Origin of the sequence: Lysinibacillus louembei (genome assembly GCF_033880585.1) — a bacterium.
Classification (GTDB): Bacteria; Bacillota; Bacilli; order Bacillales_A; family Planococcaceae; genus Metasolibacillus; species Metasolibacillus louembei.
Genome location: NZ_CP137624.1, coordinates 3,559,256 through 3,583,812, shown reverse-complemented (window position 1 = coordinate 3,583,812; position 24,557 = coordinate 3,559,256). Strand labels below are relative to the sequence as shown.

The following is a 24,557-nucleotide window of genomic DNA, read 5'->3' as shown; positions in this document are numbered from 1 at the left end:
ATGCAAACAATTTTGCTCGTGGAAGATAATGAAATGAATCGCGATATGCTAGCAAGAAGATTGACGAGAAAAGGCTTTTCAGTTATAACAGCAGAGGATGGGCAGCAAGGAATTGACTATGCCATCGAGCAGCAGCCTGCCCTTATTTTGATGGATTTAAGCTTACCTGTTGTAGATGGCTGGGAGGCAACGAGGCAATTGAAAGCAAATATTGCAACGAAGCATATTCCGATTATTGTATTAACAGCGCATGCGATGAAAGCAGATGAAGAGAAGGCCTTTCAAGCTGGCTGCGATGACTTTGATACGAAGCCTGTTATGCTAGAGCGTTTACTTGAAAAAATGGCAAAAGCGTTAACAAGTGAATGAATGGAGCGTAAAAAATGGAAGGAATAAAGCAAGCGAAAATTTTAATTGTTGATGATCAAGAATATAATGTGAGCTTGTTGGAGCGCATTTTACGACGAGCAGGATTTGAATATTTATATAGCACGATGGACCCTTTCCAAGCACAGCCTCTTTTTGAGGAGGTCAAGCCAGATATCGTTTTAACTGATTTGCATATGCCCGGGATGGATGGCATTCAAATATTGCAGTATATTCGCAGCAAAGATGCCATTTTACCTGTTTTAATGTTAACAGCTGATTTAACCCCAGAGGCGAAGAAGCAGGCATTTCAAGAGGGCATTAGCGACTTTTTAACGAAGCCGATTGATCGCATTGAGCTCGTTTTACGTATCACAAACTTATTGCAAACACGTGTATTATATGGACAATTACGTGAGCAAAATCAATGGTTAGAAGAAAAGGTGCAGCAACGAACGGAAGAGTTACAGCAAGCAAAACTAGAAATTTTAAACTTATTGGCGAAAGCTTCAGAGTATCGCGATGATGAAACAGGTGAGCATACGCAGCGAGTAGGGCATTTATCAGGCTTAATTGCTGAGCGATTGAATTTGCCAAAAGCAGAAGTAGAGCTAATTCGTTTAGCAGCTCCTTTACATGACATTGGAAAAATTGGCATTCCAGATCAAATTTTATTAAAGCCTGGTCGCTTTGAAGCAGATGAATTTGAACGGATGAAAACCCATACGACAATCGGTGCGGATATTTTAGCAAATAGCGTTTTCACTACGCTGAAAATGGCACGAAAAATTGCTATTGCGCATCATGAAAAATGGGATGGGACAGGCTATCCGAACGGGATTTCAGGTGAGGACATTCCAATTGAGGCACGCATCGTTGCATTAGCTGATTTTTATGATGCATTAACACATGAACGTCCATACAAGAGAGCGTGGACACCTGAGGAAACGCTTGCTGAAATTAAAGCGCAAAGAGGAAAGCATTTCGACCCAGCAGTTGTCGATGTATTTATTGAGCTATTTAATGAGCAGCTTCTTGTGAAAAATGGATAATTATTTTTTCGTTGACGTGTTTCCAATTGTTTGATAGGCTTTTGTATATAAAACTTTCATATCAGAGGTTCATAGCTAATACCCTCTATAAAAAACTATGGATAAAATGTTTATTCATCTTACATGTGATATAGAAACTAGCTGAGCCTCTTTTAAAAGTTTTGTCGTACATAACTTTAAAGGAGGCTTTTTTATGTCTAGTCGTACGGAGCAAGAAGGTTTAGGAGATTTAACACTGTTAGGCAATCAGCAGGTGAAATATCCGACGCAATATGCGCCAGAAGTGTTGGAGGCTGTGGATAGCTTACATATAGAGCGAGATTATTTTGTGAAATTTAATTGTCCAGAATTTACGAGCTTATGTCCAATTACACAGCAGCCTGATTTTGCCACAATCTATATTTCCTATATTCCAGATAAAAAATTGGTGGAGAGCAAGTCGTTGAAGCTTTATTTGTTCAGCTTCCGCAACCATGGTGATTTTCATGAGGATTGCGTCAACATCATTATGAACGATTTAATTCAATTATTAGATCTGCGCTATATCGAAGTATGGGGCAAGTTTACGCCGCGTGGGGGCATTTCAATTGACCCATGGTGCAACTATGGTCGCCCTGAAACAAAGTATGAAAAAATAGCAGATTATCGCTTAATGAATCACGATTTATATCCTGAGAAAATTGATAATCGTTAAGACAAAGAGGTTTTTAGCAACCCTCTGAAAAAAACTAAGGAAAGAGGCTTCTCAATGAAAAAAGAAAAAGCCATCGTCGTATTTAGCGGCGGGCAGGATAGTACAACTTGTTTATTTTGGGCATTGCAGCAATTTAGTGAGGTGGAGGCTGTAACATTTGATTACGGACAAAAACATCGTTTAGAAATTGACTGCGCCACAAAAATTGCACAGCAGCTTGGTGTTAAGCACCATATTTTAAATATGGCATTGTTAAATCAGCTTGCAGCTAGCGCATTAACGCGTGAGGATATCGCAATTGAAGAAGGGCGGGATAAGGGGCTACCATCCACTTTTGTGCCTGGGCGCAATTTGCTGTTTTTATCATTCGCAGGTATTTTAGCAAGCCAAGTTGGTGCGAAGCATATCGTCACAGGTGTTTGTGAAACTGATTTTAGCGGCTATCCTGACTGTCGAGATAGCTTTGTAAAATCGTTGAATGTAACGTTAAATTTAGCAATGGATGATACATTTGTTTTACATACGCCGTTAATGTGGTTAGATAAAGCACAGGCATGGGCATTAGCAGCTGAGCTTAATGCATTCGACTTTGTACGAGAGCAGACGCTTACTTGCTATAACGGTATTATGGCAGATGGCTGCGGTGAGTGCCCTGCATGTAAGCTACGCCAAAATGGATTGCAAACGTATTTAGCAACGAAAGTGGGGCAACTAGCATGAGAATTTTATGTTACTTAGCCTCAATTGTTATTGCCAACGTTGTAACAGCACGCTTTGCATCATTTGAAATTGGCATGTTTATCGTACCAATGGGGACATTTTTTGTTGGAGCAACATTTATTTTCCGCGACCTTGTGCAAAATAAATATGGGCGTAAAAAAACGTATTTATTTATTTTTATTGCCTTACTGTTATCTGCAGCAGTATCTTTTTCATTAGGCGATACATTAATGATTGTAGCAGCTTCTGCGTTGTCATTTATCATTTCCGAAACGGCAGATACAGAAATTTATACACGTTTAAAGCTATCGATGGCTTGGCGTGTGCTTTACAGTGGCATTGTGGGTGGATTGCTCGATTCAACCGTTTTCGTTATTGTTGGTTTAAGCCCGCTTGGAGCAGGCTTTATTCCATGGGCAGCCGTGCCAGCAGCAATTGTGGGGCAAATACTCGTGAAAACGATCATGCAAATGCTTGGGGTATTTATTATTATTCAAGGACAAACTTTGCGTGAGAAGCGTTTCGCTTAACGGAGTGAGTATTTTAATTGATTAGTAATTCATTCAATTAAACTAGACCTGCCTGAAAAGATATTACATCTTTTCGGGCAGGCCTTTTATCACGGCACAATTAAGCTTGTGAATTGACAAGAATTTTAATATGGTTTTTCTCTTTCATTAACGCTTCAAAGCCTTCTGTTACAACGTCATCTAAGCCGATGCGTTTTGTTACAAGCTGCTCTGCTGAGAAGTAGCCCTGTGTCATTAATTCCATAACTGCAGGGAAAATATCGCGATATGCGATAATACCTTTTACTGTACGCTCTGCTAACACGATATTGTTTGGTTGAACAGACGCCGGTGTTTCCCAGATTGACACGATAATTGTTTCACCTTCGAAGGCTGTTGAATCAATTGCTTGCTGCAACACAACAGGAACGCCTGTTACTTCAAATGCAACATCCACACCGCCATTTGTTAGCTCATGTAAGCGACTTACAACATCTTCTTCGGCAGGGTTAATCACCGCTTTTGCACCTAGCTCTAATGCTTTTGCTGCACGCTCAGGTGATAATTCCACTGCATAAATTTCAGCTGCTCCAGCTGCACGCAACGCTTCGATAACAAGTAAACCAATTGGACCTGTACCGAATACAGCAGCTTTATCCCCAGCTTTTAGCTTGCTTAGGCGAACTGCATGTAACGCTACTGCAGCAGGCTCTACTAATGCGCCTTGCTCATAGGATAAGCCTTCTGGCATTTTGTGAACCATATGCTCGTCCACCATTGTATATTCAGAGAAGCCGCCACCGCCGCCAGCAAGACCGTGGAAGCCTAAATGTTTACATAAATTATACTTTCCTTTTTTACATGCTGCGCATTCGCCACATGAAAGAATGGGTTCTACTACAACAGGGTCGCCTATTTGAACGCGTGTTACGCCTTCTCCAACTTCAACGACTTCCCCAGAAAACTCATGACCCATAACAATTGGGGCGATATCTTTACTAACATAGTGAGGTTGCTCTACAGGAATGAAAATTGGACCTGCTGCATACTCATGCAAATCACTGCCACAAATTCCTGTCCAATGCACTTTAATTTTTACTTTACCTGGCGCAATAACAGGCTCGTCAATATTTTCTACTCGAATATCTCGTGCGTTATGCCAACGTGCTGCTTTCATTTACAAAACCTCCTAGTAATGTAGTACACTTAAATTATAGCATGGGTGCTTGTCAATAAATGTTGAAATTTTATGAATTTTTCAAAATAATGAGTGCGTATTTTTTTCCATGATACCAAAGGTAAATTGCTGCAAGAAAGCGAGGGGATGTCATGATTTTTCAGCAAATTTTGTTGGATATTTTCCTGAAATTAAATAATGAAAGAACAGTATCCTCTGCCTATCATTTATTGCGGGGCAAAAGATCTGGACAAACGATACAGGATGTTGGCATTTTTTCATTGCATGCTTATTTTAGCGTGCTGCCAAAGCTTTCAAGGCAACGCTTCAACGAATTTGTAGGACTCTTAGTAGAGGCTGGCTACTTGCAGGTACAGGAGACAGGCTATTATACATTGACGGCAAAGGGTATAGCACAGGCACAACAAGGTGTGCCATGCATATTTGATGGCTGGCATTATCGTGGCAATGAGCATATTTTTTATGGGCGTCTGTCGTTGATTGTCCAAGTGCTGTCATATCAATCTGCGCAAATAAAAGCATTTATTCCGATTCAACGCGATGAAGGCATCCAATTGTTCGTTCGTCAATTTTTAATGCGTCATCAATATCAGTCAGGTGCGTTGCAAGTATTACTATTGCAGGAAATAACAAATAACCTTGAGACTTTAGCTATAACGGAGGAGCAACGTTACCTTTTGATTCATCGTTTAACAGGTGTTGATTTGCCAGGCTTTACATGGCAACAGCTTGCTTATCAGGCAGGGCGTACAGAAATGGACATGCAGCTGCTCTATGTTTCTGCATTACATCAATGGCTTCAGCATATTTCACATTACCCTTATTTAGCTGATATTGCGCAAGGTCTCCGCATTCAGATGCCATTGACAGACTCTGCATCTCAAACGGCTAAGCTTTTTGCGCAAGGCTTTTCACTTGAACAAATCGCATATAAACGAAATTTAAAGCAAAGCACAATTGAAGATCATTTTGTTGAGATGGCAATGAATGATGCTGCATTTCCAATTGAGCATTTTATACAGCAAGAGGAGCTCATGCAAGTACAGCAAGCGATTTTGACACAGCGTACGAAAAAACTAAAAGTATTGCGTGAGGTGTTACCGCACCTTTCTTATTTCCAATTACGTCTAGCATTAACGAAAGGGGGCAATTAAATGTTGGAACAAGCATTGCACAAGCATTTTGGTTATAGTGCCTTTCGGACAGGACAAAAGGAAGTGATTGAGCAGCTTTTAGCAGGGCGTGATGTGATTGCATTGCTCCCGACAGGTATGGGTAAATCACTATGCTACCAGCTACCAGCGTATTTGTTGGACGCTCCTGTGCTTATCGTTTCACCACTTTTATCATTGATGCAGGACCAAGTTGACCAATTACGACAGTTTGGTGAAAAGCGTGTTGTCGCCTTGAATTCATTTTTAACTGTCCAGCAAAAGCGTTATGCCCTCCATTATTTGCATGAATACCGCTTTATTTTTGCTTCGCCAGAAATGCTTATGCAGCCACAAGTGAAGGAGCGCTTACAGCAAATGAAATTAGGGCTTATCGTCGCAGATGAGGCGCACTGTATTTCCCAATGGGGCTTCGACTTTCGTCCTGACTATTTGCGTTTAGGTGAAATTATTCCAATGCAGCATAAGCCACCAATTCTAGCTTTATCAGCAACAGCGACGAAAAGTGTATTGCACGATATTGAAACATATTTACATATGCGGTCACCATTTTATTTTTTACATTCGGTAAATCGCCCAAATATTCATTTAGCGAAGCATTTCTTTCAACATAAGGATGATAAAATTAATTGGATATTGGAGCATGTACAGACGACAGCAGGACCAGGCATTATTTATACACAGTCACGCAGTAAAGCAGAGTCTATTAGTCTGGCCCTGCTTGAGCGAGGCATTGCAGCAGCGGCATATCACGCGGGGAAGGAAGCGGAGGACCGTCAATTTATTCAGCAGCAATTTTTAGTAGGAAAGCTTGATTGGATTGTTGCAACGAATGCTTTTGGCATGGGCGTACATAAAGGAAACATACGACAAGTCATTCATGAATTTATGCCTGCTAATATTGCGAATTATATGCAGGAAATCGGGCGGGCAGGTAGAGATGGACAGCCAGCAGTTGCGAGCCTTTTATATGCGGAGGGAGACGAGCAATTTGCACAGTTTATTGTAACGGAGGATTTGCCGAAAGCGCTTCATATAGAACAATATTTACGGAATCGCGACAAGCCGATGCGCATGCTAGAGGATGGAAGCATTTCTGAAACAGCTTTTCGCGTGTTGCATTATTGGATGCAACAGGAAAGCAACGAGGAAGTCCAACAGCGCTTGCAGCAAATGGAAGTAAACAAATATAAAGCCGTGCATGAGATGCTCCAAATTATTCAATCAACTACTTGCATGCGAGAGCAAATTGTCCATTATTTCGGTCAGCAGTTAACAGAGAAAATATCAAATTGTTGTCAAAATTGTGGGCTTGTTTTTGAAGAAATATTAGCGGCGAAGCAACATGAGGAAGCAACCGAGCAGTCATTAACATGGCAGGCGAGGCTACGGCGAATATTGTTAGCTGAATGATCTGAGCTAAGATTGATTTTTTTGTAGAATTTCGTCATAATATGTTTATAGATTAGCAGTATAAGGAGGGGTGTGTAGTGGCCCAAGAAAATTATCGTGAGAAAATTGAAGAGCACCGTCAAGAAATTGAATTTGATGGACCGTTAGAGCGAAAGTCACGCACAAGTAAAAAACCTAAACAGCGAAAAAGCCGACTAATTCGAAATATGACGATATTATTTATATTTATACCTTTACTTTTACTGGGCTATGTCCATTTCTTTTATGAGCCAAAAAGCTTAGCGGAGAAAGCAGACGATTCCGTAACAGTGGAGCCGAACAAGCCATCCATTGAAAATAATGAGGAGCAAATAGCAGCGGCAGAAAAAGAGAAGGAAGAGCAGGCAGCGGCAAAGGAAAAGGCTGAGAAAGAAGCTGCGGAGAAAGCTCAGGCAGAAAAGGAAGCTGCGGCAAAAGCACAAGCCGAGAAGGAAGCAGTAGCGAAGGCGCAGGCTGAGAAAGAGGCAGTAGCAAAGGCACAAGCAGAAAAGGAAGCGGCAGCAAAAGCGCAAGCTGAGAAGCAGGCGAAGGAAGATGCTGAGAGATTAGCAGCAGCGAAAACACATGTTGTGCAGCCAAACGAAAATTTGTATCGCATCTCGTTAAAGTATTATAGCGATGGAAATGGGATACAAAAAATTATGCAGGCGAATAATTTAAGCTCTGAAAATATTGTTGTAGGACAAACATTAATCATTCCTCAATAAAAGTAACAAAAAGCGAAGCAAATTTTGATGAAAAAAATGCATTTTGTCATATACTAAAGGGGCTGTATGAAAAGAGGAGATCTTTTCATACAGCCTCTGTTTTCCTTAAGAAATGAGGTTTAAGTGTGAAGAAGTTACTGTTAACAGGGGTAGGGATAGCGAGCGCAGGCATTTTGCATATGTGGCGTCAAGCCTTTGAAAATAATGTGCGCTATCATACATTGCAATTGCAAGGGCAAATATCGCAAAGCTTGCGTATTTTTTTTATATCAGATATCCATTTACGCACAGTCGATGAACGCATGTTACGGTCGATTGGCAAGGTAGAGGCAGTCATTATCGGTGGTGATTTATGTGATAAGCGAACGCCATTTGAGCGTATATGCCGCAATATTGAACGACTGCAAGAGCTTGGACCTATCTATTTTGTTTGGGGAAATAATGACCATGAAGTGGGGGAAGAGCGTTTGCGCCAGTTATTTGCAGAAATGCATGTAACGTTACTTGAAAATAATGCGGAATTGCTCACAGGTCCTAATCGCATATGGCTAAGTGCCATTTTGGATACCTCTACAAAAAAATATAGCTTTGAACAGGCCTTTGCGAAATGCCAAAAGGATGATATTACATTTTTTATTTCACATAACCCACAAGTTTTTTATCGTGTCCCTCGCTATTTTAAGCCAAATTTAATGATGGGGGGACATTTACATGGAGGGCAGCTTCGCTTTTGGAAGTTTGGTTTACACCCACAAGGCTCGTATTCTGTACGTGATGGTATCCCGACCTTGATTAGTAATGGCTATGGCACAACATTGCTACCGCTACGTTTAGGCGCAAAGCCAGAATGCCATGTAATTGATGTTACGATTGAGTAAGTTGAAAGAGGAGATTATTATAATGCAAAAAGTTGATGCTTTAATTGTTGGAGGAGGACCTTGTGGCTTAGCGGCCGCAATTGAATTGCAGGCGATTGGATTGCAGCCTGTTGTCATTGAAAAAGGAAATATCGTCAATTCAATTTACAATTACCCGACACATCAAACATTTTTTAGTACGAGTGAAAAGCTAGCAATTAGCGATGTGCCATTTATTGTAGAGGAGCGCAAGCCTCGTCGCAATCAAGCCTTAGTCTATTATCGCGAAGTTGTACGTGCAAAAAAAATCGACATTCATCGTTTTGAAAAGGTTGAAAAAGTCGAAAAAAACGGCGCTATATTCACTGTAACAACGAGCAAAGAACAGTATGAAACACCATATGTTATCATTGCCACAGGCTATTATGATCATCCGAATTATATGGGCATTGAAGGCGAGCAGCTACCAAAGGTGTATCATTATTTTAAAGAAGGTCACCCATTTTTCGATACGAACGTCTTAGTGATTGGTGGCAAAAACTCAGCTATTGATGCAGCATTGGAATTAAATAAAGCCGGTGCATATGTCACAGTCGTCTATCGTGGTAGCGACTATTCACCAAGCATTAAGCCATGGGTACTGCCTGAGTTTGAAGGGTTAGTCCGCTCTGGTGAAATTACGATGCATTTTGAAAGTGAAGTAGAAGCTATTTTTGAAGACAAAGTGGTCATTCGCAAAGCAGGACAACAGCTACATATTGCGAACGATTTCGTATTTGCGATGACAGGCTATCACCCTGATCACGACTTTATTCGTGCTATGGGCGTAAATATTGATGAAACAACGGGTCGTCCATTTTTTAACGAAGAAACGATGGAAACCAATGTTCCGAATTTATTTATTGCAGGTGTCATTGCAGCAGGCAATAATGCCAATGAAATTTTTATTGAAAATGGACGATTTCATGGTGGTATGATTGCGCAGGCGATTCAGGGGAAATTTAAAGTACCACGCCGCCCTTAATCTTAATATGCTCCCAATTTGATTTGATGAATTTTCATCTATCTTATTGGGAGCATATTTAATTGTGAATGGTCTCTTTCGAATATGTTGAAGTTTCTGATAGAAACGCCAAAGTTACCGATAAAATGTTAAAACTTGCTGATAGAACTGTAAACCAGTTAGCTGTAAAAATCATGACAGCTAACTGGTTTAAATTTATGAGAAAAACGCTCTCAGCTCAACAGGATGATGCACTTGATTTAAGCCAATTAATAGCTTTAAGCGTGCCTTTTGTCCGTTAATGCCTGTGGCGAAAATGACGCCAGCATCTTCTAGCTGCTTGCCACCGCCTTCATAGCCGTAAACGCCTTCTGCAATGCCGTTAAAGCAGCGCGAAACAAGGATGACGGGCATACCATTTGCGACAAGTGCTTTTAAACGCTGTGCGACAGCAGGTGTGACGTTGCCTTGTCCAAAGCCTTCTAAGACAAGCCCATCATATTGCAATGTTGCCACCGCATCGATTAAATCGGCTTCCATTCCTGCATAGGCTTTTAATAAAGCGACACGCTTTTCGATTTTTTCTACTTCGACAAATTGGCGTTGGACAGGCATATGGTGGATATGGACAGTTTTCTTTGTAATCAAGCCAATAGGCCCATATTGTGGGCTTTGGAATGTATTAACACTAGATGTCGATGTTTTCGTAATGTTGAAAGCATGATGTATTTCATCATTCATAACAACAAGTACCCCTTTTCCACGTGCTTCTTGTGAGCAAGCGACACGTACAGCCTCAACTAAATTATAAACACCATCTGCTCCAAGCTCATTAGATGAACGCATTGCCCCTGTTAACACAATAGGGAAGTTATAGCGTGTTGTTAAATCTAAAAAGTATGCTGTTTCTTCCAATGTATCTGTACCATGTGTAATAACAACGCCATCAATTGCGTATTTATCAACATGCTCTACAATACAATTGCGTAAGCGCAGCATTTCATTTGGTGTAATATGTGGCGATGGTAAATTGAACGCTTCTACCTCAATGATATTGGCATATGTTGATAGCATATGCTTTTCTGCTGTTAGTGGGTTTTGCTCATTTTGCACAACCGCCCCTGTTTCAGCGCTCATTTTCATCGAAATTGTACCACCTGTATGAATTAATAAAATTGTTTTTTTTGACATAAAAATCCCCTTTTAAAATCAGAATGGAAGCATTTAATGATATAATAACAATAACTAAATCAATTGTTAAGAAACGTTTTCATATATAGAGAAAAGGAGCTTATACTATGTTCATATTATTATCAGCAGCAATAGCTCCAGCATTAGCTCTTTTAGGCTATTTTTATATGCGCAATCAAATGGCAACAGAGCCACGTAGAACATTAATTCAAGCATTTTTATATGGGGCGGTTATTACATTCCCTATTTTGTTTATTCAATATGTAATGGAGCAAGAGGGCACAATGACGAATCCGTTTATGACAAATGTTGTATTTACAAGCGGCATTGAGGAATTTTTTAAATGGTTAATTATTTTTGTGCTAATTTTTCGCCATATTGAATTTGATGACCCATATGATGGCATTTTATATGGAGCAGCCGTCTCTTTAGGCTTTGCGACAGTTGAAAATGTTTTATATTTATTGTCCTTTGGCTTGAATACCGCTTTTGTAAGAGCGTTGTTGCCCGTTTCAAGCCATGCATTATTCGGCGTTGTCATGGGCTATTATTTTGGGAAAAGTAAATTCTCTAACAATGATAAATGGAAGGAATATTTATTTTTATCCATTTTTATTCCAATTGCGTTACATTTCAGCTATAACTTAATTTGGACGCTAGGTGGTAATTTTATTTACTTAATGGTGCCGTTTATGCTGTTTTTATGGTGGTTTGGCTTGCGTAAAGTGAAGCTTGCTCACCAACATTTAATTGAACATTTGATTGAAAATAACAAACATTCTTAGCCGTTGGAAAAATATATTTTTTCCAACGGCTATTTATATTTTATAAATGATGTATAAATCAAGGCACACTTCGCATGCTATGAAAAAAGGAGAGGTGTACATGAAGAAAAAATTATTCATTGTGTTGCTACTTAGCGTATTTCTTATACAGCCACAGCAATCCGATGCCTTTTCCGCGCAAGTGATTCAGCGAGGTGCGTTTGGCGATGATGTAATTGAGTTACAGGCTCGCCTGCAATATTTAGGCTACTATCATGGAAAAATTGATGGCAAATTTGGTTATGGCACTTACTGGGCTTTGCGTGAATTTCAACAAAGCTATGGCTTAGAGGTAGATGGGATCGCGGGCGATACGACGAAAAAAAAGCTAGTAGCGCAATCTAATTATAATGAAAGCTTCGTTAAGGAGCAAATTGCGAAAGGCAGCCAGTTTACGCACTATGGTGGGATGGCGCTTGAGCATCAAGTAAAGGGTGGAGGAAGCAGTAAAAATAGTGGGAAGGAAAGTTCAAATAGTGGTTCAATGCAGCTGCCAGCAAATTATACGGAGCGAGATTTACAAATAATGGCTAACGCTGTTTATGGTGAGGCGCGCGGTGAACCGTATGAGGGACAAGTAGCAGTAGCGGCGGTTATTTTAAATCGATTGGAGTCACCTGATTTTCCAAATTCGATTTCCGATATTATTTTCCAGCCACTTGCGTTTACAGCAGTAGCCGATGGTCAAATTTGGTTGACGCCAAATGAACGAGCAAAGCAAGCTGTTTTGGATGCGATGAATGGCTGGGATCCAACAGAGAACGCGCTATATTATTTCAACCCTAAAACAGCAACAAGCAAATGGATTTGGACACGTCCACAAATAAAGCAGATTGGGCAGCATATTTTCTGCTATTAGAGGTGAGCTATGAAAAATGCAGTATATTTATTAAGCATTGTTGTGTTGATTTTAGCTGTTTATGCGTATGATGTGACGACAAAACAGCGTTCAATGGAAAGGGCAGTACATGCCCATTATACAAACGAGCTAACAAATGCCTCGGAAAAGCTATCCTTATTACATTCATCCATTGCTAAATCGATGCTATTTCAAGATGAGAAAGCATTGCATAAAGAGCTGGATACGATTTGGCGCGTGAGTAGTGATATGCGTAATGCAGTGTCACGTCTGCCTTTACATCAAGAGGTAGCAAATGATTGGATGCGTTATTTAGGTCGTATAGGTGATGAGGCAAAGCGTGCTGCGGCTTCTCAAGATGCGACAGAATGGCAAGATAAAATGGAGACAGTCAATGGCAATTTACATGCGCTAACAGAGGAATGGACTGTTGCGACAACAAATTATTTTCAACAAGATGGCGATTATCAAAAATGGTCAAAAATAACAGCTGACGAGGTAGGGGATTCATCCTTTGCGAAAGTATCGGCAGATTTAAAAAGCTTTAATGAAACGGATTTTCCTTTAACAGCGAGTGAGAGCGACTACCAAAAAAAGCGAGAATTGCAGCATTTAATGGACGAGCCATTAACGAAGGCACAAGCATTGCAGCGCCTGCAAACTGTATTCCCTTTAATTAGTGATGCAACAATGACGGTAACGAAAAGTAGAGACGATGCGCCGTATCCGTTTTATCACATTCAATTTGTTCGTGGCTCGCGTATTGGCTATGCAGATATTACGGAGAAAGGTGGGCATATTTTGTCATTCCTGCTAGAGCGACCGATGAAAAAAACAGCGCTGCCACATGAGGAAGTGTTACAAGCAGCTGAAAAGATTATGGCAGATGCTGGCTATGACGATACGGTTATGACAGAAATGCGTGAAAATCATATTGCATGGCATTTTGTTTTTACACGTAAAGTAAACGATGCACTCGTTTATCCTGATAGCATTCAAGTGAAAGTTGCCAAGGATAGCGGCGAGGTGTTAGGTATTAATGCGATGGAATACATTCAAAAGGAAACGATTAAAGAGCAGGAGCTAAAGCCGATTGATTGGTCAACATTTTTTGGCGAAGGTGTTGTCATAGAGGATGAAAAGAAAATTTATACAGAAAATGATGCCTATGAACTGCGCTTATGCTATGAGGTAATGGCAAGGCTACCGGATAAACAATATGATACATTCCGTGTAGTTGTCGATGCAACGACCCATGATGTGATTCAAATTGATACATTAGCCTGATAATAGTTATAGATAAATTATAACCTCCGTGCGATAATAGACATAGAAAATTTCAATGCACGAGGAGAAAATCATGGAATTGAAAATTGGAACGATGTTAATGTTAGAGCCAGAAGGCACAGATGGCATGGAAAAGTTTAGATGTAAAGTCGTAGAAAAAGAAGATGGCGTCATTTATGTGGATTATCCAATTAATGATTTCACGAAAAAAACAGCATTTTTACTTGATGGAACAGAGCTGCATGCAGTGTTCTACACAGATGGAAATAGTTACAGCTTTACAACGCAAGTACTCGGGCGTAAAAATGACCGTATACCGATGGTGGTGCTATCATGTCCGCCAGAAGACCAATTTATAAAAATTCAGCGCAGGGAGTTTGTTCGTGTCGAAACACCGATTGATGTAGCTATTGAATTTAATGGCTCTATCTACCAATTTATTGCACAGGATATTAGTGCAGGAGGGCTGTCTGTACGCTTAATAGGGGCAGTTAACTTTAAAGAAGGCGATACGGTTCAGCTAACAATTGTTCTTCCTTTTGTGAATAATGAGATTAAATATGTTCAAACAGATGCACGCATCGTTCGCATATTCGATGAAAATGAACGAACAATCGCTTCCATGCAATTGACAGATACTGATGATGTGGATAAACAGCATATTGTACGTCTATGCTTTGAGCGTCAATTATTACAACGTAAAAAAGAGCTGAATGAATTGTAAAAGATGCGGTCATTTAACAAATGTAGATTCATGTAGGATAAAGTGAAGGCTGTAAGGAAAGCGTGATAATCATTGCCTTTCTTTACAGCCTATTTTTGAGTGATTTAGTTAACTACCTCACTCATTTTTCATATATAATGTAGTGGTAAGGAAAGTAGGGATAAATAATGGCAAAGCAAATTCAAATTGCAATTGATGGTCCTGCTGGAGCGGGGAAAAGTACAATTGCAAAAATCGTTGCAGAAAAGTTAAATTTTACATACATCGATACTGGTGCGATGTATCGTGCTGTTACGCATAAAGCGATGCAACTGGGCATACAATTAGATGATAGCGAAGCGCTTGAAAAAATGTTGCATGCAACAAAAATCGAATTAGAACCGTCTATTAATGGACAACTTGTTTATGTAGATGGTGTGAATGTCTCAGAGGTCATCCGTTCAAATGAAGTAACGGCAAATGTTTCACAAGTAGCAGCACATGCAAATATACGTGAAGTGTTAGTGGCAATGCAGCAGCAATTAGCGGCAGATGGTGCTGTCGTAATGGATGGACGAGATATTGCGACACATGTTTTAACAAATGCAGAATTAAAAGTATTTATGTCCGCTTCTGTAGAGGAGCGTGCTCGTCGTCGTTATCTTGATAATGAACGTCGTGGTATTCAATCATCCATCGAGCGTTTACAAGAGGAAATTGCGCTTCGTGACAAGTTGGATAGCGAGCGAGAGGCTTCACCGTTAATTCAGGCTGCAGATGCGGTATATTTAGATACGACGAATTTAACGATTGATGAAGCAGCAGAGGCAATTTTGAAGTTAGCATATGACGTTATGTAAGCAGTATGCAAAAGATTTTTTTATGACAAAAGGGGAAATTTTTGTTTTTATTCATTATTTCGAATAAAATAAAAGTGGAACATGCGAAGGAGGGTTACATATGTCTGAAGAAATGAACTTAGGATTAGAAAAGGAATTTCATGAAGGAGATATTGTGAAAGGTACCGCGGAGCAGGTTGATGATAAATCTGTAACTGTTTCAATTGAGGGAGCTCCATTTGAAGGGATTATCCCAATTAGTGAGCTTTCTAGTCTACACATTGAGAAGGCGTCTGATGCCGTTTCAGTGGGCGATGTGCTTGAGCTAATGATTACGAAAGTAGAAGATGAAGCATATGTGTTATCGAAACGTAAAGTTGATGCATTGAAAGCATGGGATGATTTAATCGCAAAATTTGAATCAGGCGAAGTGTTTGAAGCCGAAGTGAAGGATGTTGTTAAAGGCGGTCTAGTTGTAGATTTAGGCGTGCGCGGCTTTGTGCCAGCATCGCTAGTAGAGGATCATTTCGTTGAAGATTTCGAAGACTATCGTGGCAAAACGATGCTCTTTAAAATTACGGAGCTAGATCAAGAAAAGGGCCGTTTAATTTTATCGCACAGAGCCGTTGTAGAGCAAGAAAAGGCAGAGCAAAAAAAGCAAGTGATTGGCAATATAAAGCAAGGTGATGTGTTAGAAGGCAAAGTACAGCGCTTAGCAACATTCGGTGCATTTATTGACCTTGGTGGTGTTGATGGACTTGTGCATATTTCGCAAGTGTCACATGACCATGTAGAGGATGTATCATCTGTACTAACAGAAGGGCAAGCAGTGAAAGTAAAAGTGCTTTCTGTTGATCCGGATAATGAGCGTATTTCATTATCAATTAAAGACACGTTACCTGGACCGTGGGAAAATATTGAGGAACGTGCAGCAAAAGGCGCTGTATTAACAGGAACTGTTCGCCGTCTTGTAACGTTCGGTGCTTTCGTGGAGGTATTCCCGAATGTAGAAGGACTTGTGCATATTTCACAAATTTCGCATAAGCATATTAACACACCTCATGAAGCGTTAAAAGAAGGGCAAGAGGTGCAGGTGAAGGTGCTGGATGTGAACGCTGCCGAGAAGCGTTTATCATTAAGCATTAAAGACCTTGTTGAAAACCCAGATAAAGAGGAAGAATTCGATTACGAATTACCAGAAGAAAACACAGGCTTTTCGTTTAGCGATGTGATTGGCGATCAATTAAAAGGCTTTACAAAAGAATAAGCTTGCAAAACGATAGGAAAAGTAGGTAACTGCTATTTCTATCGTTTTTGATTTTATTCAGATAAGTGAATGCTTCCTCCATTTCAATCAACTAGCAAGGCTATTCATCTCCTTCAAAAAATAATTTTCCATTTTGCTACCTCAAAATTAGGATGATAAATCAAATAATTGGTAAAATTATCTTAAAAGTAAGTGGCGATTATTTAAAGTATTTTTTTACCTGTAAACTATTGACTTTTAAGTAAAATGAATATATTATTGGGTCTTGTGTAATTACATAATTTAATAGACGAAAGAGGTATTACAATGAAAAAGTTATTACTATCAGCTTGCTTTGGTGCCCTGTTATTAGCAGGATGTGGCGGCAAAGTGGAAAAGCCAAAAGAAGAACCAGTAGAAAAAGAAGCTGTTCAAGAACAGGAGACTGAGGAAGTTGTCACATTTGAAAATATCGATGCTGGCTCGAAAGCAACTGTAGAAAAACTTGTGAAAAAGTACAATACAATGGTTGAATTCATGAAGCAAGATGAAGAAGAGCCTATCGAAATTGCAAGCATGTCAGAGCCACTTACAAATGAATTAACAGTGGAAGACAACGGATTTTCTCAAACGCTGCTAGATGCAGATGTTTTAGGATATGACGGGCACTATGTGATTAATAGTAAATATGATGCAGAGAAAAGGATTACGGGGTACAGCTTAAAAGCAGAAGGACTAAACATGCTAAGTGAAGAAGGGGATGATTTAGTAGAGGTCTTTACTGCTATAGCAGCACTTATAGAAGTATTGGGCCTAAATATCGATTTATATGAAGCGGAATCTGACAAAGCTTTAGATGAAGATTTCGGCACACACACATATACAGATGGCGATTATACAATCTCCATGAATTTTGAAGATTTCTTAGCAGGGGAAATTTCAATTGACTATAATTTAACAAAATAATGATGAAAATTGAACGAGTAATTCCTACACTTTGTTGGAATTATTCGTTTTATTTTTTATTTCATTAAAATCAATGCAGTGAAGAAAAATCATCACTTTACCGCATTACATGCTATAATGAAAAAATTCGTGTATAATTACGTAGAGATTCGAAAGTTGGAAGGATGAAGTACAAAATGACAAAACCAGTAATCGCCATTGTAGGACGTCCGAACGTAGGGAAATCAACAATTTTTAACCGTATTGTTGGAGAACGTGTTTCCATTGTGGAAGATATTCCAGGTGTTACACGTGACCGTATTTATAGTTCGGCTGAATGGCTAACGCATGATTTTAATATTATTGATACAGGTGGTATTGATATTGGCGATGAGCCTTTTTTAGAACAAATTCGTCAGCAAGCAGAAATCGCCATTGATGAGGCAGACGTTATTATTTTCATGACAAATGGACGTGAAGGTGTTACAGCGGCTGATGAGCAAGTAGCAAAAATTTTATACAAAACGAAAAAGCCTGTTGTATTAGCAGTTAATAAAATTGATAACCCAGATATGCGTGAAATGATTTATGATTTTTATTCATTAGGCTTTGGTGAGCCTTGGCCAATTTCTGGCTCACATGGCTTAGGCTTAGGGGACTTACTGGATGAATGTGCAAAGCATTTCCCACAAGAAGACGAGACACAATACGGCGATGATGTGATTAAATTCTCATTAATTGGACGTCCAAATGTCGGAAAATCTTCTTTAGTAAATGCCTTTTTAGGTAATGATCGAGTGATTGTCAGCGATATTGCAGGCACAACACGTGATGCTATTGATACACCATATACGTATGATGGGCAGGAATATGTCATCATTGATACAGCAGGTATGCGTAAAAAAGGAAAGGTGTATGAAACGACGGAAAAATATTCTGTACTTCGTGCACTGCGAGCAATCGAACGCTCTGACGTTGTCTTAGTCGTGTTAAATGCGGACGAAGGTATCCAAGAACAAGATAAAAAAATTGCAGGCTATGCACATGAGGCTGGTAAGGCAGTAATTATCGTTGTTAATAAATGGGATGCTGTTGAAAAAGACGATAAAACAATGAATTTCTATACGCAGCAAATTCGTGAGCATTTCTTATTTTTAGATTATGCACCGATTATTTTCGTGTCAGCAAAAACGAAGCAGCGTGTACATCAAATTTTAGCGATTGTCCAACGTGTAAGTGAAAACCATGCAATGCGTATTCAATCATCTATTTTAAATGAAGTGATTGAAGATTCCGTAGCACGCAATCCAGCACCTGCTGATAAAGGGCGTCGCTTACGTATTTACTATGCAACACAAGTGGCAATTCAGCCACCAACATTTGTTGTATTTGTCAATGATCCAGAATTAATGCACTTTTCATATGAGCGTTTCCTTGAAAACCGCATTCGTGAAACATTTGATTTCGAAGGAACGCCGATTCGCTTAATTACTCGCGCACGCGATTAGTTATGGAGGGGAAAAGATGGAGAGAATAACTGTTTTAGGTGCTGGCTCTTGGGGAACTGCGCTTGCGATTGTGCTTGCAGAAAACGGGCATGATACGCTGCTCTGGACACATCGACAAAACCAAGCAGACGAAATTAATAACCAGCATACGAATAAAAAATATTTGCCAGATACAACGCTTCCAGCAAATCTTGTTGCCACAGCAAATCTTGCCGAAGCTGCACAGCACGCAACAACAATTGTTGTTGCAGTGCCGACAAAGGCAATCAGAGAAGTATGTGGCAATTTAGCACAATTACGACAAGAAAAAGCGTTGTTTGTCCATGTGTCAAAAGGGATTGAACCAGACACTTTATTACGTATTTCTGAGTTAATGCGAGAAAGTCTAGGCACTGATTTAATTGAGGACATCGTTGTATTATCAGGTCCAAGCCATGCGGAGGAAGTTGTTTTGCAGCATCCGACAACTGTTACAGCAGCCTGTGAAAATATTGCTGCAGCAGAAAAAGTACAAGACATGTTTATGAATGGGTATTTGCGTGTTTATACAAGCGAGGATGTGACGGGTGTTGAAATTGGTGGGGCATTGAAAAATGTCATTGCATTAGCAGCCGGTATTACAGACGGTCTAACTTATGGTGATAATGCGAAGGCAGCCTTAATTACGCGCGGCTTAGCAGAAATCACTCGCCTCGGTGTCAAAATGGGAGGCAATCCATTTACATTCGCTGGATTAACAGGAATGGGTGACTTAATCGTAACATGTACAAGTGTACACTCACGTAACTGGCGTGCCGGTAATATGCTTGGAAAAGGCTTACCGCTTGAAGAAGTGTTAGAGCAAATGGGCATGGTTGTGGAAGGTATACGTACAACGAAGGCGGCACATCAGCTTGCACAAAAATATGATGTGGCAATGCCGATTACAGCGGCACTTTATGATGTGCTATTTAGTGATAAAACACCGAAAGAAGCGGTGGATGAATTAATGATTCGCATGAAAAAGCCCGAAATTGATGAGTTCCAGTAAAGTGTCATAAATTCTCCACAAATAGCGCAAGCTTCTAAAAAGAATGGGTTGTTGAGATTATCTGAAAAGCAGTCGCATGCATTGCTTGTAAGGTAATCTAACAGCCCTATTATTTTGTTTGTAGAAATTATATAATTTACAATGGTATAAACAAGACTACATAGCTATATAGAAAGGCGGTTTTAATTCGTGAACAATCAAATATTGGACAGCTTATTATTAAATACAGCGCGTGGTCCATTAGCACATATACCTGCACTTGATGTGATGTGGATATCGTTTTATGCAATTGGCTTATTATTCTTTTCAGTAGTTATTATTTCAGCGACACGCAAATGGGTAAATAATGTCTTTTTGTCTTTTATATTCAAGCTAATCGCTTATATTATGTTAGCTACTGGCGCATTTTTAATGGTGCTCATTGTCGCTACATGGCCGAATTAAAATAAGGTAGAAGGAGAAAATGAAGATGAAAACAAGATGGACAATGCTTGCTACAGTTTTTTTCTGTACGTTCTTTCTAGCAGCATGTATGTACCCAGAGGAGCGCAAGGCTGAAAACCAAGTGCCCGATGTAGACCAATTGGCAGCTGTACAGCGTGCCATTTCGGAGTATCAAGCAGATACAGGTGTTTTACCAATCAAAACACGCGATATGGATACAGATATATTTATTAAATATTTAGTTGATTTTGAGAAGCTGATTCCAAAATATTTAGCTTCACCACCAGCGAATTCATTTGAAAAAGGTGGGATTTTCCAATATGTTATTTGGAATCCAGAAGAAAATCCCACGATAAAGCTGGTTGATTTACGTGTGCCTGAAAAGCTGAGAGAAGTAAAAATACGCTTTATGAGCAAGAAATATCCGCAATATCAAGAAAGTATTACGCCGTATATTTATACAATTAATTTTAAAAATATCGGTTATAAGGAAGAAGTTACAGTAGCAAGTCCATATTCTAACAATCAATTACCTGTTATCGTTTCGACAGCTGGAGAATTATATGTAGATTATTCAATGGACTTGTATCAATTTATTCAAGAACAGCAAGTAAAGCCAGAGCCAGGTGAAGATATTCGCATGCTGCTAGCAGAGCATTATCCTGTCGTTCCTGCATACTCATTACCATATACAGTAGATGAAAATAATGAGCCGATTTTTATGTATGAGCCAACAAAATAACATGCGAATTTTAAGGGGCCGTCCAGAAAGTGAACTTTCTGGACGGCTCCGCTATTTTACATAGTAAATTTTTGATTAAAATTGTGCTCCTGCGGTGGTCAGAATCAATTGTCACCATCCTCGTCGCAAAGGGGGCGTCCCCAAATGACTTTTCGGACGCCCCCTTCGCATATTTGCAAACATGTAGGCATAGATTTAAATTAAGTAAAGGAGGAGCGCCTATTAGCGAACAAATTTTTCAGCAGCTTGCAGAACGAACAAATGGTGATGTGTATATTGGGGTTGTTGGCCCTGTCCGAGTAGGAAAATCGACATTCGTCAAAAAAGTAATGGAGTCGCTTGTCTTGCCGAATATTATGAATGAAGACGATCGTAAGCGTGCCTTGGACGAGCTGCCACAAAGCTCACCAGGTCCCGTTATTATGACGGCAGAGCCGAAGTTTGTTCCTGCCAATGCTGCACCCATTTCTATAGGTGATGACGGCTTAAGCTTCCGCATTCGCCTTGCTGATTGCGTTGGCTATATTATTGATGGAGCGAAGGGCTATGAGGATGAAAACGGCCCTAAATATGTGCATACACCTTGGCATACAGAAGCGATTCCGTTTCAGGATGCTGCGAAAATTGGCACAGATAAAGTAATACGTGACCATGCCAATATCGGTGTAGTTGTGACGACAGATGGCACCGTCAATGGAATTGAGCGACAAGCCGCAGCTGTGGCAGAAAGGGCGATTATTGAGCAATTAAAGGAAATTGGTAAACCTTTCGTCATCGTTATTAATAGCACAATGCCGGCGCGCGAGGAAACGCGCAATTTGCGCAATGAATTATTTGAAACGTATGAAGTTCCTGTGATTGCAACATCTATTGATCAGCTGACAACATCTGATATTGCCTATATTTTGCAGGAGGCATTGTATGAGTTTCCGATTGAATATATCGAAGTAGAAAAGCCTGATTGGGTAGATGTGCTTGATAGTACACACTATGTTAATGAATCACTTGCTGTTGCATCACATGAAATGATTGGGCATGTTGAAAAAATTCGCGATGTTGAAAAGGCAACGAATTTTTTGAAGGCCTTAGATTTCGTAGAAAATTGTGAGGTTGAACGTGTTGATGCAGGTCTCGGCGTTGTAACAGTGCGTTTAACGATACAAAATGACATTTATAAAGCGATATGTAACGAATGGTTAGAGCAGCCAATCGAAACGAAAAAAGACTGGTTATTGTTTGTTAAAGAGGCGTCTGAGGCAAAAAGAGCGCAGGCTCGCTTCCGAGAGGCCATTGAGCAAGCACGCATTGAAGGCTATGGCTTAACGCTGCCAACAATTGATGAATTTGAGCCGAATGAACCAGAGCTAATTAAGCAAAATAATTTCTATGGTGTTCGGATGAAGGCAACAGCGCCATCTTACCATATTATCCGTGTTGATATGGAATCGGAGTTTGCACCGTTAATTGGCTCAGAATTCCATAGTCAGCAATTATTAAAGGATTTACAGTATGCGTTTGAAAATGATCGAGAAGCTTTATGGCAAACACAATTATTTGGCACACCACTTCATGAAGTATTGAAGGAAAGTATTCGTTATAAAATGAATACTGTACCAAAAACTGCTAAAAAGAGAATGCGTCAAACAATTGAACGTATGGTGAATGAAGGCGATAGAGGGTTAATTACATTTATTATTTAGTGGTAAAAAACTCCTTTTTTATAACAGGGCAACGCTATTTTTAGGCGTTTTGTCCTGTTATTTGCGTTTTATTAAAAAAAAACGCTATTATTCGGACAAACATAGCTAAATTAAGTTGCGTAGCGGTTTTCGATGTGTTACTCTTTTTACATGATTTAGGTTCATGACCCTTTGAGAGGAGGTGAATGGTGTGAATAAAACAGAATTAGTAAACTCTGTTGCTGAAGCTGCAGGTCTTTCTAAAAAAGACGCTTCTAAAGCGGTTGAAGCTGTATTTGATACAATTCAAGGTGCTCTTGCAAAGGGTGACAAAGTACAATTAATCGGTTTTGGTAACTTTGAAGTACGTGAGCGTGCGGCTCGTAAAGGTCGTAACCCACAAACTGGTAAAGAAATCGAAATCGCTGCAAGCAAAGTGCCTGCGTTTAAACCAGGTAAAGCGCTTAAAGACGCTGTGAAATAATTTCCACGTCTTGCAGTTACATAGAGCAGCCTTCAGTTTAAACTGAAGGCTGCTCTTTTTCATCGTATTCATCTATTTCGATAAGTGCCCTTTGAACTTATTGTGCGGATATGCTACGATTCATTTGTTAGAAATCTCAATGGACTTGATGATGGAGGCTATATATGTCGAAGGTTGATTTAAATAAAATTGAAGAAGCAGTAAAAATGATTTTAGAGGCAGTTGGAGAAGATGTAGAACGTGAAGGGCTTCTTGATACGCCAAAACGTGTAGCAAAAATGTATGCAGAAATGTTTAGTGGCTTACAACAAGATCCGCGTGAATATTTTAGCACTGTATTTCATGAGGAGCATGAGGAGCTAGTGCTTGTAAAGGATATTCCATTTCACTCAATGTGTGAGCATCATCTTGTACCATTTTACGGCAAGGCACATATTGCATACATACCAAAGGACGGAAAAGTAGCGGGGCTTAGTAAATTAGGACGTTGTGTGGAAACGGTTGCTCGCAGACCGCAGCTACAAGAGCGTATTACGTCAACAGTAGCAGAGACGATGATGGAAATGCTGGAGCCTAAAGGTGTGTATGTTGTCATTGAGGCAGAGCATATGTGTATGACGATGCGTGGCTTAAAAAAACCAGGCTCAAAAACAGTGACATCTGTTGCACGTGGAATTTATGAGGAAGATGAAGTGAAACGTAGAGAGGTTATTTCGTTTATTCAAATGTCTTAATTTCTGTCATTTTATGATATGATAGAAAAAGAAAATCTCGGGTGGGGGAAAAACAAATGACACAACCAGAATATATTGTGATTGAGGCACAAGAGGACGGTGTTCATGTAATTGGTTTAACACGTGGCTCTGATACAAAGTTTCATCATTCAGAAAAGCTTGATGCAGGAGAAGTAATGATTGCTCAATTTACAGAGCATACGTCTGCAATGAAAATTCGAGGGAAAGCAAAAATCCACTCCGCACATGGAACGATTGAGAGTGGCTCAAAAAAATAATAGGTTCCGTTTATCGAGAGCGGGGCTTAGTTAC

General features: G+C 39.8%; 28 protein-coding genes and 1 riboswitch. Of the genes, 26 read left to right on the top strand and 2 right to left on the bottom strand.

Annotation, left to right across the window (positions count from 1 at the left end; translation table 11 throughout):
- From R6U77_RS17960 to R6U77_RS17940, 5 genes are all read left to right on the top strand, one after another.
- Entirely contained in the window at positions 1 to 369 is a 369-nt protein-coding gene (locus R6U77_RS17960) for a response regulator (RefSeq protein WP_293921102.1), read from the top strand.
- A gap of 14 nt (positions 370 to 383) precedes the next feature.
- Positions 384 to 1,418, top strand: coding sequence for an HD domain-containing phosphohydrolase (locus R6U77_RS17955; protein ID WP_319836683.1), 1,035 nt, complete (start codon positions 384 to 386; stop codon positions 1,416 to 1,418).
- Between the two features lie 58 nt (positions 1,419 to 1,476).
- Positions 1,477 to 1,523: riboswitch (PreQ1 riboswitch) on the top strand.
- 88 nt (positions 1,524 to 1,611) lie between these two features.
- A complete protein-coding gene (queF, locus tag R6U77_RS17950) occupies positions 1,612 to 2,112 on the top strand; it encodes a preQ(1) synthase (RefSeq protein WP_319836682.1) in 501 nt (166 codons plus the stop codon).
- Positions 2,113 to 2,166: 54 nt separating this feature from the next.
- Positions 2,167 to 2,832: a 7-cyano-7-deazaguanine synthase QueC gene (gene queC, locus R6U77_RS17945; protein WP_319836681.1), complete on the top strand. Its 666-nt coding sequence runs from the start codon at positions 2,167 to 2,169 to the stop codon at positions 2,830 to 2,832.
- Complete coding sequence (locus R6U77_RS17940) at positions 2,829 to 3,362, top strand: VUT family protein (RefSeq protein WP_319836680.1); 534 nt, start codon at positions 2,829 to 2,831, stop codon at positions 3,360 to 3,362. The genes queC and R6U77_RS17940 overlap by 4 nt, the downstream gene beginning before the upstream one ends.
- A gap of 100 nt (positions 3,363 to 3,462) precedes the next feature.
- Here the strand turns inward: R6U77_RS17940 and R6U77_RS17935 are convergent, their stop codons facing one another.
- Entirely contained in the window at positions 3,463 to 4,518 is a 1,056-nt protein-coding gene (locus R6U77_RS17935) for a 2,3-butanediol dehydrogenase (RefSeq protein ID WP_319836679.1), read from the bottom strand.
- 152 nt (positions 4,519 to 4,670) lie between these two features.
- On the opposite strand from R6U77_RS17935, the gene R6U77_RS17930 reads away from it, so the two are divergent.
- The 5 genes from R6U77_RS17930 (at position 4,671) to R6U77_RS17910 (ending at position 9,751) form a co-directional block, all read left to right on the top strand.
- On the top strand, positions 4,671 to 5,693 hold the full coding sequence (locus tag R6U77_RS17930) for a YpbB family protein (RefSeq protein ID WP_319836678.1): 1,023 nt from the start codon (positions 4,671 to 4,673) through the stop codon (positions 5,691 to 5,693).
- Positions 5,694 to 7,124 (top strand): RecQ family ATP-dependent DNA helicase, encoded by a 1,431-nt coding sequence (locus R6U77_RS17925; RefSeq protein WP_319836677.1) that lies wholly within the window; start codon positions 5,694 to 5,696, stop codon positions 7,122 to 7,124.
- 77 nt (positions 7,125 to 7,201) lie between these two features.
- The gene (locus R6U77_RS17920) at positions 7,202 to 7,870 is read left to right on the top strand and encodes a LysM peptidoglycan-binding domain-containing protein (protein WP_319836676.1); all 669 of its coding nucleotides are present in this window, start codon (positions 7,202 to 7,204) and stop codon (positions 7,868 to 7,870) included.
- Positions 7,871 to 7,995: 125 nt separating this feature from the next.
- Complete coding sequence (locus R6U77_RS17915) at positions 7,996 to 8,748, top strand: metallophosphoesterase (protein WP_319836675.1); 753 nt, start codon at positions 7,996 to 7,998, stop codon at positions 8,746 to 8,748.
- A gap of 22 nt (positions 8,749 to 8,770) precedes the next feature.
- Positions 8,771 to 9,751, top strand: coding sequence for a YpdA family putative bacillithiol disulfide reductase (locus R6U77_RS17910; RefSeq protein WP_319836674.1), 981 nt, complete (start codon positions 8,771 to 8,773; stop codon positions 9,749 to 9,751).
- Positions 9,752 to 9,946: 195 nt separating this feature from the next.
- Here the strand turns inward: R6U77_RS17910 and R6U77_RS17905 are convergent, their stop codons facing one another.
- On the bottom strand, positions 9,947 to 10,921 hold the full coding sequence (locus R6U77_RS17905; RefSeq protein ID WP_319836673.1) for an asparaginase: 975 nt from the start codon (positions 10,919 to 10,921) through the stop codon (positions 9,947 to 9,949).
- 107 nt (positions 10,922 to 11,028) lie between these two features.
- On the opposite strand from R6U77_RS17905, the gene prsW reads away from it, so the two are divergent.
- From prsW to mtrB, 16 genes are all read left to right on the top strand, one after another.
- Positions 11,029 to 11,706, top strand: coding sequence for a glutamic-type intramembrane protease PrsW (gene prsW / locus R6U77_RS17900; protein WP_293921079.1), 678 nt, complete (start codon positions 11,029 to 11,031; stop codon positions 11,704 to 11,706).
- Between the two features lie 100 nt (positions 11,707 to 11,806).
- A complete protein-coding gene (sleB, locus tag R6U77_RS17895; protein WP_319836672.1) occupies positions 11,807 to 12,604 on the top strand; it encodes a spore cortex-lytic enzyme in 798 nt (265 codons plus the stop codon).
- A gap of 9 nt (positions 12,605 to 12,613) precedes the next feature.
- A complete protein-coding gene (locus R6U77_RS17890; RefSeq protein WP_293921075.1) occupies positions 12,614 to 13,891 on the top strand; it encodes a PepSY1/2 domain-containing protein in 1,278 nt (425 codons plus the stop codon).
- A 73-nt stretch (positions 13,892 to 13,964) separates the two neighbouring features.
- Positions 13,965 to 14,615, top strand: a complete 651-nt coding sequence (locus tag R6U77_RS17885; RefSeq protein ID WP_319836671.1) for a flagellar brake protein — start codon at positions 13,965 to 13,967, stop codon at positions 14,613 to 14,615.
- Positions 14,605 to 14,661, top strand: a complete 57-nt coding sequence (locus R6U77_RS19895) for a hypothetical protein (RefSeq protein ID WP_406601114.1) — start codon at positions 14,605 to 14,607, stop codon at positions 14,659 to 14,661. The genes R6U77_RS17885 and R6U77_RS19895 overlap by 11 nt, the downstream gene beginning before the upstream one ends.
- 121 nt (positions 14,662 to 14,782) lie before the next feature.
- Positions 14,783 to 15,454 carry a (d)CMP kinase gene (gene cmk, locus R6U77_RS17880; RefSeq protein WP_319836670.1) on the top strand — a complete coding sequence of 224 codons (672 nt, stop codon included), beginning with the start codon at positions 14,783 to 14,785 and terminating at the stop codon, positions 15,452 to 15,454.
- A gap of 100 nt (positions 15,455 to 15,554) precedes the next feature.
- A complete protein-coding gene (rpsA, locus tag R6U77_RS17875) occupies positions 15,555 to 16,700 on the top strand; it encodes a 30S ribosomal protein S1 (protein ID WP_319836669.1) in 1,146 nt (381 codons plus the stop codon).
- Between the two features lie 306 nt (positions 16,701 to 17,006).
- The gene (locus R6U77_RS17870; protein ID WP_319836668.1) at positions 17,007 to 17,645 is read left to right on the top strand and encodes a hypothetical protein; all 639 of its coding nucleotides are present in this window, start codon (positions 17,007 to 17,009) and stop codon (positions 17,643 to 17,645) included.
- Between the two features lie 176 nt (positions 17,646 to 17,821).
- Complete coding sequence (der, locus tag R6U77_RS17865; protein ID WP_319836667.1) at positions 17,822 to 19,132, top strand: ribosome biogenesis GTPase Der; 1,311 nt, start codon at positions 17,822 to 17,824, stop codon at positions 19,130 to 19,132.
- Between the two features lie 16 nt (positions 19,133 to 19,148).
- A complete protein-coding gene (locus R6U77_RS17860) occupies positions 19,149 to 20,162 on the top strand; it encodes an NAD(P)H-dependent glycerol-3-phosphate dehydrogenase (protein WP_319836666.1) in 1,014 nt (337 codons plus the stop codon).
- A 189-nt stretch (positions 20,163 to 20,351) separates the two neighbouring features.
- The gene (locus tag R6U77_RS17855; RefSeq protein ID WP_293921061.1) at positions 20,352 to 20,606 is read left to right on the top strand and encodes a DUF2768 domain-containing protein; all 255 of its coding nucleotides are present in this window, start codon (positions 20,352 to 20,354) and stop codon (positions 20,604 to 20,606) included.
- Between the two features lie 25 nt (positions 20,607 to 20,631).
- A complete protein-coding gene (locus R6U77_RS17850; protein ID WP_293921059.1) occupies positions 20,632 to 21,348 on the top strand; it encodes a hypothetical protein in 717 nt (238 codons plus the stop codon).
- Between the two features lie 221 nt (positions 21,349 to 21,569).
- Positions 21,570 to 23,048, top strand: a complete 1,479-nt coding sequence (spoIVA, locus tag R6U77_RS17845) for a stage IV sporulation protein A (protein WP_293921138.1) — start codon at positions 21,570 to 21,572, stop codon at positions 23,046 to 23,048.
- 190 nt (positions 23,049 to 23,238) lie between these two features.
- Positions 23,239 to 23,511 (top strand): HU family DNA-binding protein, encoded by a 273-nt coding sequence (locus R6U77_RS17840; RefSeq protein WP_042477970.1) that lies wholly within the window; start codon positions 23,239 to 23,241, stop codon positions 23,509 to 23,511.
- Positions 23,512 to 23,675: 164 nt separating this feature from the next.
- The gene (folE, locus tag R6U77_RS17835; RefSeq protein WP_319836665.1) at positions 23,676 to 24,245 is read left to right on the top strand and encodes a GTP cyclohydrolase I FolE; all 570 of its coding nucleotides are present in this window, start codon (positions 23,676 to 23,678) and stop codon (positions 24,243 to 24,245) included.
- Between the two features lie 56 nt (positions 24,246 to 24,301).
- Positions 24,302 to 24,523 (top strand): trp RNA-binding attenuation protein MtrB, encoded by a 222-nt coding sequence (gene mtrB / locus R6U77_RS17830; protein WP_107838557.1) that lies wholly within the window; start codon positions 24,302 to 24,304, stop codon positions 24,521 to 24,523.
- The last annotated feature ends 34 nt before the right edge of the window (positions 24,524 to 24,557 follow it).

Bases quoted from the DNA above. Each gene is read 5' to 3' on its own strand.
- sleB (WP_319836672.1), top strand. From the start codon at position 11,807: ATGAAGAAAAAATTATTCATTGTGTTGCTACTTAGCGTATTTCTTATA.
- cmk (WP_319836670.1), top strand. From the start codon at position 14,783: ATGGCAAAGCAAATTCAAATTGCAATTGATGGTCCTGCTGGAGCGGGG.
- der (WP_319836667.1), top strand. From the start codon at position 17,822: ATGACAAAACCAGTAATCGCCATTGTAGGACGTCCGAACGTAGGGAAA.
- R6U77_RS17935 (WP_319836679.1), bottom strand. From the start codon at position 4,518: ATGAAAGCAGCACGTTGGCATAACGCACGAGATATTCGAGTAGAAAAT.
- R6U77_RS17850 (WP_293921059.1), top strand. From the start codon at position 20,632: ATGAAAACAAGATGGACAATGCTTGCTACAGTTTTTTTCTGTACGTTC.
- folE (WP_319836665.1), top strand. From the start codon at position 23,676: ATGTCGAAGGTTGATTTAAATAAAATTGAAGAAGCAGTAAAAATGATT.
- R6U77_RS17955 (WP_319836683.1), top strand. From the start codon at position 384: ATGGAAGGAATAAAGCAAGCGAAAATTTTAATTGTTGATGATCAAGAA.
- R6U77_RS17925 (WP_319836677.1), top strand. From the start codon at position 5,694: ATGTTGGAACAAGCATTGCACAAGCATTTTGGTTATAGTGCCTTTCGG.
- R6U77_RS17860 (WP_319836666.1), top strand. From the start codon at position 19,149: ATGGAGAGAATAACTGTTTTAGGTGCTGGCTCTTGGGGAACTGCGCTT.
- R6U77_RS17905 (WP_319836673.1), bottom strand. From the start codon at position 10,921: ATGTCAAAAAAAACAATTTTATTAATTCATACAGGTGGTACAATTTCG.
- queF (WP_319836682.1), top strand. From the start codon at position 1,612: ATGTCTAGTCGTACGGAGCAAGAAGGTTTAGGAGATTTAACACTGTTA.
- R6U77_RS17885 (WP_319836671.1), top strand. From the start codon at position 13,965: ATGGAATTGAAAATTGGAACGATGTTAATGTTAGAGCCAGAAGGCACA.
- R6U77_RS17960 (WP_293921102.1), top strand. From the start codon at position 1: ATGCAAACAATTTTGCTCGTGGAAGATAATGAAATGAATCGCGATATG.
- R6U77_RS17940 (WP_319836680.1), top strand. From the start codon at position 2,829: ATGAGAATTTTATGTTACTTAGCCTCAATTGTTATTGCCAACGTTGTA.
- queC (WP_319836681.1), top strand. From the start codon at position 2,167: ATGAAAAAAGAAAAAGCCATCGTCGTATTTAGCGGCGGGCAGGATAGT.
- rpsA (WP_319836669.1), top strand. From the start codon at position 15,555: ATGTCTGAAGAAATGAACTTAGGATTAGAAAAGGAATTTCATGAAGGA.
- mtrB (WP_107838557.1), top strand. From the start codon at position 24,302: ATGACACAACCAGAATATATTGTGATTGAGGCACAAGAGGACGGTGTT.
- R6U77_RS17890 (WP_293921075.1), top strand. From the start codon at position 12,614: ATGAAAAATGCAGTATATTTATTAAGCATTGTTGTGTTGATTTTAGCT.
- R6U77_RS17910 (WP_319836674.1), top strand. From the start codon at position 8,771: ATGCAAAAAGTTGATGCTTTAATTGTTGGAGGAGGACCTTGTGGCTTA.
- R6U77_RS17930 (WP_319836678.1), top strand. From the start codon at position 4,671: ATGATTTTTCAGCAAATTTTGTTGGATATTTTCCTGAAATTAAATAAT.
- R6U77_RS17870 (WP_319836668.1), top strand. From the start codon at position 17,007: ATGAAAAAGTTATTACTATCAGCTTGCTTTGGTGCCCTGTTATTAGCA.
- prsW (WP_293921079.1), top strand. From the start codon at position 11,029: ATGTTCATATTATTATCAGCAGCAATAGCTCCAGCATTAGCTCTTTTA.